We start from the raw sequence: 11,521 nt of genomic DNA, 5'->3' as shown, positions 1-11,521 counted from the left end.
GTTCCTGCATGAGAGGCTTTCGTACGCCTGACGGCACCCGAAACCCTTCACCATATCGGTCGTCTACGGCGCGTTGGGCCTACCCTACAAGCGGACATCGTTGGGGTTCGTTTGACCGCCAAATGACAGCTTAAATGTAGGCGTTCGAATCGCACCGATAGGCCGCGGCGGTGCTGTCGTGTTGCTGAGAACTATTTGACCTCTACCGCCTCCAGCACCCAGACCGTTCTCTCTGCCAGTTTGGGAATCTCGGCCAGATAGGCTTGATAATGAGGTGTCATGCGATGCACCTCGACGGCGGCGGCGTCCAGATAGAGTTCGTCGAGCACGTATCGCTCGCCATGCGCCCGGTCGCACCAGACATCCCAGCGCAGATTGCCGGGTTCGGCGCGGCAAAGCGGTGCCATGCCAACAAGCAATGCTCGTAACTCGACGGCCTTGCCGAGATGAGCTGTCAGGATGGCTGTGATCTTGGTCGGCGACTGTGTCATACAGAAGGTTCCTGATGGAATGCATTAGGTAACTCGCTTGGGCGGACGAGACGTTGCGGGTCGGGACAACGGCATAGAAGGCACGCCATCACCTTCCATGCCGCGTTCCATCAGATCACGCCGAAACCGTCACCCGGTTGAGGGCCTCGACCAGTTTCGCCGCAAGAGGATGATCCGATCGCGGATTTTGGCCTGTGATCAGCTCGCGGTCCTCTATCACATGGGGGGAGAAGTCGACCGGGTTCGTCGTGACGTCGCCACCCGCCATGCGCAATGCGTCTGGCATGTTGAAATAGAGCTTGCCGTGAAGGACCTGTTCTTCGATCGGTTTCTCCTCACTGGCGGAGAACACCGTCATCTTATAACCGGCATACTGCCAGCCCCTGGCGAGTTCAGACGCTTTGGAAACATCACCAGCAATCAGGGCGGCCCGATATTCCTTTGCGTGCGGCAGTGCGGCCAGCGAGGCGATCGGCCCGTGGCAAAGAAAGGCCGTGGGCTTCCGGCGAGCATGAAATCGGCGGAGGATCTCGCCGAGATCGGCATCCTGCATAAGATCGACGACCGGTGCCTGACCGCCGGGTACGAAGACGCCGGCATAACCATCGATCCCGTTTTCGATGACTGATCTCAATGTCCTGGCATCGTTCATCGCCCGATGGTCGTCGAAGAAGTCGCGCCCGCGCTTGTGAGCAGCTTCGTCGCCGTCAAAATGCTGTGCCGCGTCCGACACGGGATCGATGTGCGGCTTGGTTCCGTCGGGCGTTGCCAACACGATCTCGTATCCGGCGGCAACAAGAGCCATGGCTGGCACCACGGTTTCGTTGAGATATTGGCCGGTTGGGCCAGTTCCACCGCCCTGAATTTCAATCCGGGTGGCATTCGACCCCACCACAAGAACTTTACCTTTGCTCATAGAGTCCTCCTTATTTGATGTGGTTAATGGGTGCGGTACGGCGGATGGTCACGATGGTAGAACCCTTCAGGGATGTCACCTTGGCCTCGCCTTCCGTAAGCATCCACTTCGCTTCGAAGCGTAAGGCTATAACGAGGGGTGGCATCGTCTTACTCGCCGTTCTCGATCCGGATTTCAGTTGTTTCGCCCCAAGGGAAAGAGGCGTGCTCGCCCTTGCCACCTATTGGGCCGCCTTCACAATGAGGTCCGCTACCTCTTCGGGATGGGAGAGCATCGCCACGTGGCCGGAAGGTACCTCGATCATCTCCGCCTTTGCAGATTTCACCTGATCCCTTTGCATCTGGGGAGCGATGATCTGGTCCTGCGTTGCCACGACCATGAAAGACGGTTTGTCACGCCAGGCGGCATGGCTGACGGGCGTGGTGGTGGCACGCACATGGAAACGTCCCTGCACGACGGCAACGAGCCTCTGCTCGTCCGGGGAGAGGCCGGCCGCGAAATACCTGGAAATGCCGTCATCGCTTATCTTCAGATACCCATCCTCGTCCTTGACGAATGTCTTCCGGCTTTCCTGGTCAGGGTACCTGGAGGCGACATCGACCAGCGATTGACCGGCATCAGGCGCGTAGGCAGCTACGTAGACCAGGGATCTCACCTTCTGGTCATCACCCGCCTCCGTGATGACTACGCCGCCCCACGAATGACCGACGAGTACGATGGGTTCTTCGGCATCGCGGATCGCGCGCTTGGTGAAAGCCACGTCGCTCTCCAGGGACTCCAACGGATTTTGGACGGCGACAACTTTCAATCCGGCCCTTTCCAGAAGAGGGATGACTTTCTGCCAGGACGATCCGTCGGCGAAAGCGCCGTGAACAAGGACAACGGTCTTGGCTTTGAGATCCGCAGCGACCGCGGCGGGAGATGTGCTTGCGAACGCCACCAGGGCGCTGAAGATAAGTCCAAGGTTTCGGGACATGCGACGTTCTCCGGTCATTTATCTCGATGGCGATACGGGAAATAATCGACCAACCCAGCCTCGAACGCATATTAATTGTGGTTAAATCCTGCGATTTTGCCGTGCTTGGCCGCGTGTTGGACAACGTTCTATTCGGGCTTTCCTCTCGGAGCCTTCGCCGCAATCCCGTTTGACAAGATGATGTCGCCGATGGCATCGCTTGCTGAAAAGGGGATCTCCAGAGCCGAGGCTACCGCTTCCAAGATGGCCGTTTCATCATCGATGATGCCGAGATCGACAAAACACGCATGGTCAAACATGTGGAGGGCGTGCGCCACCAAGATGGCCAGAGTCGTCTTGCCGACCCCTCCTGCAACCCCAACGGTCACGAAGCGGCGCTCAGCCACCATCTGCGAAAGTTTGGAAATATTCTCGTCTCGGCCGATAGGGGAGCTCAAACGAGGCGGAAAAGAGGTATTCGTTGCGCCGTCAGATCCATTGCAGCAAACCTGAGCAGCTCAAGGGCGCATACCTGTCCTCCGGCTCGGACGCCTCTTCCCATATGACGGGGGCGACGAAGCTGTAGCCGCGGCCCGCCACGCTGACGATATAGCGATTGCCGTTTTCGCCACAGCCGATTTCGCGCCTCAGATGCGTCATTTGCACTCTTATGTTGGAGGCTTCGACGTGGAGACCGGGCCATGCGAATGCCATGAGCTCCGCGTGAGAGAGGACCCGTCCATGATTTTGAACGAGAGCGGCAAGGATATCGAAGGCGCGGCTGCCTATCGCAAGCAGATCGTCGCCTCGCCGGAGAACTCTTGCTGCAGGATTCAAGCGATATGGTCCGAACCCGAAATAGCCGTTCCTAGCGTGAGAGCCCATATTGGTTCCCCTCAATGGTTTTGCACTCGTAGGGCAGTCAATCCATATTCAGCTTCAATATTATAAGAGTTCGCTCCCGTTGGGAGGTAAAATCCGGTAAATATTGGCGTGGGATGGTTTGCCGCGGCAGAAAACTTCGCGCCGGCGGTCCGAGATTTTGCTGGCTGCAACCAGTTGCGCGCGACGGAGGCACTGACGAGCAGACCTGTGCGGCGACGTTGTTTATTGATTTGAAGATCCAAGCATCGGGTGTTCCGTTGAGGAAAGACTTAACGGCGAGCGGTGGCGCGGCCCGTAAAAATGAGGCAACTGGGGTAAGTTCGTCCGACAGGCCCACAGGTGGGAGGCAGACCCTCCCGTGTTCGTTCGCTTAGAGTGATGTTGAGATGCCGCGTCCACCCGCGCGATAGTGACATTGATATCATTCTTGCGCCAGGTCGATCATCGGCACGCTAAGAGGAACACATGGTACCGACGGAACCGGATGATGTGGTGGCATTTGGTCCCTTTCGCCTTCACGGGGAGCATCGCCGTTTGTTTTGCGGTGCCGAAGAGGTTCAGCTTGGCGGTCGGGCAATGGAGATGCTCGTGACCTTGGCCCGGAAGAAGGGTGAGTTGGTATATAAGGAGGAGCTGTATAATGCCGCGTGGCCCGGCATCTTTGTCCATGAAGCCAATCTGAAAGTGACAATCGCTTCGCTTAGGCGGGCACTGAGGGAATACACTCCAACAGAAGACTATATCAGGACGTTCGTAGGCCGCGGCTACCGGCTGACCGATCAGGTCATTACCGGAGAAATCCCGAAAATTGCGGATCTGCCCGTTGTGGCAAACACCCGATTTCCCGAATTGGCCACGGTTATCGGACGGGATGCCGAAATCGCTGAATTGCGAGCTAGGATTGCCGCCAACCGGCTGACGACGATCGTTGGCCCCGGGGGCATCGGCAAGACAACGGTTGCAGTCGCCACAGTGCAACTGCTCGAAGACGAAGAGGGAGATCTCATCACCTTCATAGATTTCTCCCGAGTGGCCGGCGAGGAATTCGTCATCCCTTCAGTTGCGGCTGCGCTCGGCATCAGTTCAGGTAGCCAGGATCGCCTCGACGCGATCTCATCCATCCTCGCTCGAAGGAAGACCTTGCTATTGCTGGACACGTGCGAGCATGTGCTCAATGCCGTTGCGCATCTTTGCGATGTCATTCTTGTGAACACTAGTGACGTCAGGATCGTTGCGACGAGCCGCCAGGCTCTCCGCGCGAAGCGAGAAGAGGTCTTCTGGCTTGCTCCTCTGGAGGTGCCGCCGCCTGACCATATCTACACGCCCGAACAAGTCCTCCGTTATTCCGCGCCACAACTTCTCGTCGAGCGAGCGTCCGAGAAAGGGAAATACAACATGGAGGATGGAGATGCATCTGCGGTTGCCAAGATCTGCAGGCTGCTCGATGGATCGCCTCTCGCCATAGAACTTATCTCATCCCGGCTCGGAAGCCGAAGTGCTGCTGATGTTCTCAAAGAACTTGACGATCGTTTCGCCACGCTAGTCGGACCTGACCAGGAGGGACCACTTCGTCAACAGACTCTGCTTGCGACGATGCAGTGGAGCTACGCACTCCTAACGAAGAGCGAGGCATCCGTGTTGCGTGCCACCTCGATCTTCATGGGCACGTTCGATATGGATGAGGTTGTCAGCATCGTTGTCCACTCGGGTTTGGATCCAACCGTCGTCTTTGATGCCATTGCCGGCCTGCGCGCCAAGTCGATGCTTAGCGTCGAACAAATGTCAGGTGGGATGCGATACCGGCTTCTCGACAGTACTCGAGCATTCGCAGGCAATCTGCTGGAAGCCGCGGGGGAACTGACCGCTGTATCTCGGGCCCACGCCCGACTTGTGCTGGACATCTTCGCTCGTGCGAATGCCGACCAGGCAAGACTTTCGACGCGGCAGTGGCATATCGCCTACGCCAGTCGTGCGGACGATTTGCGCAGGGCCATCGGTTGGGCACTCTTTCTTCGCGCCGATCCGCTGCTTGGCATGCAGTTGGTGGCATCGGGATTGCCACTGTGGCATGAATTGTCGTTGAGCGAAGAGGCCCGCAGGAACTGCGAACAGGCGCTCGCCGAGTTCGATCGCCTCGGCTGCGATGATCGAGCCCTGAAGCTCAAGCTGCTCGTCGGGCTTGCGGCAGTGAGCAGCTATATATCAGCCGATGCGGAGAAGGCCATTGAGACCTTTGAAACCGCAATCCAGTTATCACGCAAGATCCGCGATACATATGCCGAATGCCAGGCCTTGGGTGCCTTGGCGCGATATCGGCTCCTGCCTGGCAACCAGACCGAGGTTCGGAAGATTCTCAAGGAGTTGAAGCGTGTCGCAACGCGCTCTAACAATCGCTCCGCGCAGTGGGAGCACGAGATCCTTCTTACGGAATTGGAGATCATACACTGCCAGTACCCGCCCGCGATAGCCAGGATGGAGAGGTTGAGTCGGGAGGTGCGGGGCTTTTCCGACGGTACGGCTTCTCGATTTGATCTTGATCCGAAGATCAGGAGCGAAACGACACTGGGCGCTTTGCAGTGGCTGGGCTCTGTCAGACCCGGGACGGGTCTGAATACAGTTAAGATTTGCGCACAAGAAGCTCTGGAGGCTCATCATGGATGGACCCTCGTCTCATGCTACACCCATGGAGCGCTTTTCATTCTAAGCGAATGTCAGGAATGGACGCTGGCGATCCACTACGCCGAGCGACTGAAGGATACGATTTATCGTAACGGCATGCCGACGTGGATCCCGGTGGCCAACTGCTACGCAGAAGCACTTTACGTGCTTTCGGGCGCTCGGCTTGATCCGGATGGCCCCATGTCAGCGTTCGACGAACTCCGCACCGGCCTTCGGCAGTTGGGTCGTCATGCCTACTATGCACTTCTGATCCGCGCCCTTTATGCGATCGGACATATGAACGAAGCAGTACGTATTCTCGACTATTTGTTCGACATCGGACCGCAACGTTCGATGGTGCCCGAATTGCTCCGCCTTCGGGCTGTCAAGGAGCGATCGGTCGGGCGCGACGAAGAAGCGGAAGTCACCTTGCGGCAATCCTTGCAAGCCGCAGAAGAAAACGGTGCGTGGGCTTGGCGGATCCGTGGTGCCACAGATCTTGCGGCCCTGCTGCGGGACCAAACGCGGATCGACGCGGCCAGGAGCGTTCTTGAGCCAGTGTATGGTCAGTTCATGGATGGGTTCGATACGCCTGACTTGCAAAAAGCCCGCAACCTCCTGACGGAGCTGCAGAATTTCGGTCGCATCTGGAGTTCTTAGCGGCTTGCCCTGTTCTTTCTCAGACGGCCACCGATTGATCCGCTGTTTCGCGGTCCACCGGATTGTGCGTCAGCCAGCCGTGGATCGAGTGGACCACGACTGTTCCTTCGCCCAAACGGATAGCAAGGTGCGATCGAGACGCCGCGCCGCCTCGGCGACGGCGAAACGTGCGCCGCACTTCTGAGCCTGTATTTGCGCTCGCCGGGCAAGATCCTGTCCCGAAATACCCATTGGAAATCCGAGATAGTTCTCGATGCGCGAACTCGTGCCCGCCTGTCCGCCAGGCCCAACTGCCTCTATGACCAGCGTGTTCAGTCCTTCGGATGCGGCGTAGACGGCCGCGGCGAGACCGGACGGCCCGGCACCCACGATAACCACGTCATATGTATGCGAAGAGTTCAGCCGCTCCGTGATCCCGAGAGCCTCGACAAGATCATGGTTGGTCGGTTGAGTGAGCACGCTGACGCCATTGAGAACAACGATCGCAGGCTATCGACATCGGCATGGAATGACCCCATTGCCGCCCGTGCACCGTGGTCGACGTCGGTGTCGAGGCAGCGATAGGGATAGCCGTTCCTTTCCAGAGGTGAGCGGCGGCTGCCAGTGCGGTGCCGTGCGCTACCACGCAACCGCTATGATGGGCGGGTGAGGAGGCGTGATGGCTGAGTCCTATTCCGGCGGTTTCCGGTGCGGCGCTGTCCGAGGCCATGGCGCGTGGGCAGGGGGGCTTTGCTCGAGCTATTCGCCGCGGTCGGAGACGCGTTAAGACGGCCAGTTTGAAAGTCGCCATTATCACAGTGTTGCCAGTGACAAGGGGTCAGCGCTGCGAGTGCGACCCTGCGAACTGGGATCGTTGCACATCGATGCTACCGACCACCGCGAGGCGGGCGATAGCATCGCTTGACGAGGGCTACTTTGCTCCTGCGGCCGCTTCTATGACCGCAGCCACTTCCTTGGCGTGCGAGGCCAGCGAGGCGTGGCTACCCTCGACCGTCGTCACCTTGGCCGTCATCCGTTCGGCAAAAAAAGCCTGTGCGTGGGGATCAAGGACGAGGTCCTTGGAGCTCAGGACGTACCAGCTTGGCTTGTCGTGCCATGCCGCGACCTCAGCAGGCGCATCGAAGGCAGTGTGGTTGATCGGCATCTGGTGCGCTGCCAGATGTTCACCGATCTTCTTGGGCAGGTCGCCCGCCACTGCACTGGGGAACACTGCAGGATCGATGCTCAAGTAACCCTTTGCGTCGGGCCGAATGGCCGCCGCTCCGGGGGTTGCCGGACCGCTGGCTGCCAATGCTGTGATGGTTTCACCTTTCTCGGGCGCAAAGGCCGAGACATAGACGAGTGATGCCACCTTGGCGCTGTCGCCCGCCTCGCCGATCACCACGCCACCCCAGGAATGGCCCACCAGAACAACCGGGCCATTTTGCGCATCCAGCACCGCATTGGTGGCAGCGACGTCGTCAGCAAGCGAGGTCAGTGGGTTCTTTACGGCAGTCACCTTGTAGCCCTTGGCGGTCAGGATTGCAGCGACGCCGTCCCAACTCGTTTCGTCGACGAAGGCGCCGTGGACAAGAACGATATTCTTAATTGTTTGATCCGGGAGAGCCGGCTGGGCCCTTGCGGGTGCAGCACCAAGCATGGCGGTCGTCAGCATTAGGGCGGACATAAGAAGAGATTTCATTTGGAGCTCCTATAGGGCGCATCAGCGCAATTGCTTAATTCGGATAATCTGCAATGCTGTCGCCTACACGAAGGCAGGAAGACCGGGATGGCCTTGCCTTCGCGGAAACACTTGAACTGCCAGATAATTCCTCGTTGAAGACAAAACCAAACTAGGGTTTACCGAGATGGATCACCATGACCCGAGCCCCGCAATGCATGCTCCGTCGTCCAAAAATGCGATTATGCTCGCCTCTCGGGTGGATCTGCTCTCCCAGATTTTGGCCATGGTCAGCCTGCATGGCGAAATCGTCTTTACCGTCGAACTCAGCCAACCATGGGCGCTACGCTTTCATCCAGGAGCGGCTTATTTCTTCATCGTGCTCGAAGGGAGCCTGACGGTTGTGAACGATCAGGGCCATGCCTTGCAGGTGGCAACTGGCGATCTGATCATGCTGCCGCGAGGCCTTGGGCACGGCTTGAGCGATGGCGAGTGTGCAACTGAGGCTGACTTGGCAGCCCTGATGGCGGCGCAGGTTACCGCCGAAAAACTCAATGTCTCCCACGGCGGAGGCGGCCAACAGACCAAGCTTATCGCCGGAGCCTTTCGGTTCGAAAGCGCTTCCGTGCCCTGGCTCGTATCGGCACTGCCGTCGGTCATTCACATTCCAAAAGCCAGCGGCGAGACCGCCGGATGGGCCGAGGGCCTTGGCTACTTCATGATGAAGGAAGCCCAGGAGGTGTATCCCGGCGCGTCCATCATGATTTCACGGCTGATCGACGTGCTGGTGATCAGTATCCTGCGTAGCTGGGTGCGGATCGAGCGGGGCGGCAATGTCGGCTGGCTTGGAGCGCTCGGCGATGCGCGCATCAGCCGCTCGCTCAAGGCCATCCACGACGAACCTTATCGGCGCTGGACCGTGCTCGATCTGGCTCGCGTGGCGGGCCTGTCCCGGTCCGGCTTCGCGGCGCGATTTACAGCATTGGTGAAAGAAGCGCCACTTTCCTACCACAGCCGCTGGCGGCTGACGCTCGCCTTGGGCTTGATGCGCCAGCCTGATGCCAAGGTTGGGTCGGTCGCCAGGCAAGTGGGCTATGATTCTGAAGCAGCCTTCAGCCGAGCCTTCAAGGCACAGTTTGGTTTTGCGCCCATGAATGCCAAATCGACAACTATTCAGGATCGATGATGGTGTAGATCCGGCGCAATGCATGAACTTGCCCCGATAACGGACGCGCCGCTTCCGGCCCCATAGCGGTCGTCTATCCAAACCGAGCCGATGTCCGTTGTTGGTGCGAACCGGACAGCCGCCGGGGCCACCCCGGCGGCCTACTGCCGCGATATATTATTCCGCCGCGATCCGTGTGACGCCGTTGGCCTGGACGATCTTTTCCAGCAGCACGAGCTCTTCCTGGGTAAGATCCGTCAAAGGCGGGCGCACGGGGCCGGGATTCTGCCCGAGGACGCGAAGGCCGGCCTTGATGATGGAGACGGCGTATCCCTTCTTGCGGTTGCGCAAGGCGACGAAGGGGAAGAAGAAGCCTTTGAGGATCTCGTCGACGGTTGCCTGATCGCCGGTGCGCAAGGCGCCGTAAAAGCGCTGGGCAAGCGCGGGCACGAAGTTGAAAACGGCCGATGAATAGGTCGTCACGCCTGCCGCGAAATAGGCCTGGGCGTAAACCTCATGGGTCGGCATGCCGCCGACGTAGACGAGACGGTCGCCAAGCAGGGTGGTGATCTCGATCACCTTGTCGACATCGCCGACGCCGTCCTTGAAGCCGATCAGGTTCGGGCATTCCTCCGCCAGGCGCGCGATGCTGTCGGCGGTCAGGACGGCGTTGTCGCGGTTATAGACGATGACGCCGATGCCGACCGATTGGCAGACCGCCTTGACGTGGGCGATGAGACCCGCCTGTTCGGCAAACATCAGATAGGGCGGCAGCAGCAGCAGTCCGTCCGCGCCGGCCTTCTCGGCCGCGACTGCGATCTCGATGGCGAGCGATGTACCGTAGCCGGTTCCCGAAATGATCGGCGTCTTGCCGGCCGACGCCTTGGCGGCCCGGACTACCTGCGGAATCTCGGCCGGATTGAGAGAGAAGAACTCCCCGGTGCCGCCGGCGGCAAACAGTGCAGCAGCGTCGTAACCGGAAAGCCACTCGACGTGACGGCGATATTTAGCTTCGTCGAACTTGAGTTGATCGTCGAAATGGGTCACCGGAAACGACAGGAGACCACTGCCGACGGCCTTCTTCAATTCAAGCGGGTTCATCATGAAGTCCTATGTCTTAGGTGTTGAAAACCGGATTACTCGCTGTCGAGCACTTGCAGAAGTGCTGCGATATAGCCGTAGCAGAAGGCAAATGCGGTGGCGGTTGGATCCTTGCCGCTGACGGTCGGCACATGGTCGGGCATCAGCATGTATTTGAAGCCCACCTCCTTGTAGATCCTGGCCGAGCGGACCATGTCCATGTCGCCTTCTTCAGGGAAGGTCTCCATGAAGGACAGCTTGCCGCCGCGAATATTGCGGAAGTGAACATTGAAGATCTTGCCGCGCTGGCCGAACCAGCGAATGACATCGTCGATTTCCTTGCCAGGATTTTCCAGCATCTCGCCGATCGACCCCTGGCAGAAATTGAGGCCGTGATAGGGGTTTTCGCGCATCAGCACGAACTTCTTCAGGCCTTCCACCGTACCCAGCACCCGCGTGACGCCGCGATACCCCGGCGGCGTATAGGGATCGTGCGGATGGCAGGCGAGCCGGACGCGATTGCTTGCAGCGACAGGAACGACGCGCTCCAGGAAATAGTCGATCCGCTCCCAGTTGTCGTCTTCGGACAGCACGCCAGCAAGACCGGGCTCGGCCTGTTGATCCGTCTTGTCCCACCGGAAGCTCGCATTCATCGACCCGCCGCGTCCCGGTTCATCCGGTGTGCGGGGAATGCCGATCAGGTTGAGATTGTACTTCACCGCAGGAATACCGGCGGCGGCGGCATTCTCGATCAGCTTGCAGACGGCGTCGATCTGTCTGTCGCGCTCGGGGCCGGCAAGCAGGATATCGGGATAGGAAGCCTTCTCGATCGGCTGCGAGGGCAGGGGCAACTGGATCATGTCGAGGATGAGGCCGAAGCTTTCGACCTTGTCGCGATGACGTTCGAGGTCGGAGAGCGTCCAGCTGCTCGGCTTTCCCGGCGGGTCGGCGTTGATATGCTTCACACCCAGTTGCGCGAAGATACGATAATCGTCGTCATCCCGCGCTGCGACCTGTGTTCCCAGATACATTTGAGTCTCTCTCGAAATTA

11 protein-coding genes are annotated in these 11,521 nt (G+C 59.0%); 2 read left to right on the top strand and 9 right to left on the bottom strand.

Annotation, left to right across the window (positions count from 1 at the left end; genetic code table 11):
• Positions 1-191 precede the first annotated feature (191 nt).
• The 5 genes from G9X64_RS22450 to G9X64_RS36675 form a co-directional block, all read right to left on the bottom strand.
• Complete coding sequence (locus tag G9X64_RS22450) at positions 192-491, bottom strand: putative quinol monooxygenase (RefSeq protein ID WP_168313609.1); 300 nt, start codon at positions 489-491, stop codon at positions 192-194.
• 115 nt (positions 492-606) lie between these two features.
• Positions 607-1,407 carry a type 1 glutamine amidotransferase domain-containing protein gene (locus G9X64_RS22445; RefSeq protein ID WP_168313608.1) on the bottom strand — a complete coding sequence of 267 codons (801 nt, stop codon included), beginning with the start codon at positions 1,405-1,407 and terminating at the stop codon, positions 607-609.
• A gap of 220 nt (positions 1,408-1,627) precedes the next feature.
• Positions 1,628-2,383 (bottom strand): alpha/beta fold hydrolase, encoded by a 756-nt coding sequence (locus G9X64_RS22440; protein WP_138329521.1) that lies wholly within the window; start codon positions 2,381-2,383, stop codon positions 1,628-1,630.
• Between the two features lie 128 nt (positions 2,384-2,511).
• Positions 2,512-2,772: a hypothetical protein gene (locus G9X64_RS36680; protein WP_246271005.1), complete on the bottom strand. Its 261-nt coding sequence runs from the start codon at positions 2,770-2,772 to the stop codon at positions 2,512-2,514.
• Positions 2,773-2,851: 79 nt separating this feature from the next.
• Positions 2,852-3,247 carry a winged helix-turn-helix domain-containing protein gene (locus G9X64_RS36675; RefSeq protein ID WP_246271004.1) on the bottom strand — a complete coding sequence of 132 codons (396 nt, stop codon included), beginning with the start codon at positions 3,245-3,247 and terminating at the stop codon, positions 2,852-2,854.
• A 465-nt stretch (positions 3,248-3,712) separates the two neighbouring features.
• Here G9X64_RS36675 and G9X64_RS22430 point away from each other — a divergent pair, with 465 nt between their 5' ends.
• On the top strand, positions 3,713-6,565 hold the full coding sequence (locus G9X64_RS22430) for an ATP-binding protein (protein WP_168313607.1): 2,853 nt from the start codon (positions 3,713-3,715) through the stop codon (positions 6,563-6,565).
• Between the two features lie 69 nt (positions 6,566-6,634).
• Here G9X64_RS22430 and G9X64_RS36670 read toward each other — a convergent pair whose 3' ends face one another.
• Positions 6,635-7,024 (bottom strand): NAD(P)/FAD-dependent oxidoreductase, encoded by a 390-nt coding sequence (locus tag G9X64_RS36670; RefSeq protein ID WP_312864122.1) that lies wholly within the window; start codon positions 7,022-7,024, stop codon positions 6,635-6,637.
• 451 nt (positions 7,025-7,475) lie between these two features.
• Positions 7,476-8,246 carry an alpha/beta fold hydrolase gene (locus G9X64_RS22420; protein ID WP_171377411.1) on the bottom strand — a complete coding sequence of 257 codons (771 nt, stop codon included), beginning with the start codon at positions 8,244-8,246 and terminating at the stop codon, positions 7,476-7,478.
• A gap of 166 nt (positions 8,247-8,412) precedes the next feature.
• Here G9X64_RS22420 and G9X64_RS22415 point away from each other — a divergent pair, with 166 nt between their 5' ends.
• Positions 8,413-9,411, top strand: coding sequence for an AraC family transcriptional regulator (locus G9X64_RS22415; protein ID WP_246271003.1), 999 nt, complete (start codon positions 8,413-8,415; stop codon positions 9,409-9,411).
• 156 nt (positions 9,412-9,567) lie between these two features.
• Here G9X64_RS22415 and kdgD read toward each other — a convergent pair whose 3' ends face one another.
• Positions 9,568-10,494: a 5-dehydro-4-deoxyglucarate dehydratase gene (gene kdgD / locus G9X64_RS22410; protein WP_168316919.1), complete on the bottom strand. Its 927-nt coding sequence runs from the start codon at positions 10,492-10,494 to the stop codon at positions 9,568-9,570.
• Positions 10,495-10,526: 32 nt separating this feature from the next.
• Positions 10,527-11,501, bottom strand: coding sequence for a mannonate dehydratase (locus G9X64_RS22405; protein WP_168316920.1), 975 nt, complete (start codon positions 11,499-11,501; stop codon positions 10,527-10,529).
• Between the last annotated feature and the right edge of the window lie 20 nt (positions 11,502-11,521).

Origin of the sequence: Rhizobium sophorae (assembly GCF_013087515.1) — a bacterium.
GTDB lineage: Bacteria > Pseudomonadota > Alphaproteobacteria > Rhizobiales > Rhizobiaceae > Rhizobium > Rhizobium sophorae.
This window is presented reverse-complemented; position numbering and strand designations above follow the sequence as displayed.

Bases quoted from the DNA above. Each gene is read 5' to 3' on its own strand.
- G9X64_RS22430 (WP_168313607.1), top strand. From the start codon at position 3,713: ATGGTACCGACGGAACCGGATGATGTGGTGGCATTTGGTCCCTTTCGC.
- G9X64_RS22450 (WP_168313609.1), bottom strand. From the start codon at position 491: ATGACACAGTCGCCGACCAAGATCACAGCCATCCTGACAGCTCATCTC.
- G9X64_RS22420 (WP_171377411.1), bottom strand. From the start codon at position 8,246: ATGAAATCTCTTCTTATGTCCGCCCTAATGCTGACGACCGCCATGCTT.
- kdgD (WP_168316919.1), bottom strand. From the start codon at position 10,494: ATGATGAACCCGCTTGAATTGAAGAAGGCCGTCGGCAGTGGTCTCCTG.
- G9X64_RS36675 (WP_246271004.1), bottom strand. From the start codon at position 3,247: ATGGGCTCTCACGCTAGGAACGGCTATTTCGGGTTCGGACCATATCGC.
- G9X64_RS22405 (WP_168316920.1), bottom strand. From the start codon at position 11,501: ATGTATCTGGGAACACAGGTCGCAGCGCGGGATGACGACGATTATCGT.
- G9X64_RS22445 (WP_168313608.1), bottom strand. From the start codon at position 1,407: ATGAGCAAAGGTAAAGTTCTTGTGGTGGGGTCGAATGCCACCCGGATT.
- G9X64_RS36680 (WP_246271005.1), bottom strand. From the start codon at position 2,772: ATGGTGGCTGAGCGCCGCTTCGTGACCGTTGGGGTTGCAGGAGGGGTC.
- G9X64_RS22415 (WP_246271003.1), top strand. From the start codon at position 8,413: ATGGATCACCATGACCCGAGCCCCGCAATGCATGCTCCGTCGTCCAAA.
- G9X64_RS22440 (WP_138329521.1), bottom strand. From the start codon at position 2,383: ATGTCCCGAAACCTTGGACTTATCTTCAGCGCCCTGGTGGCGTTCGCA.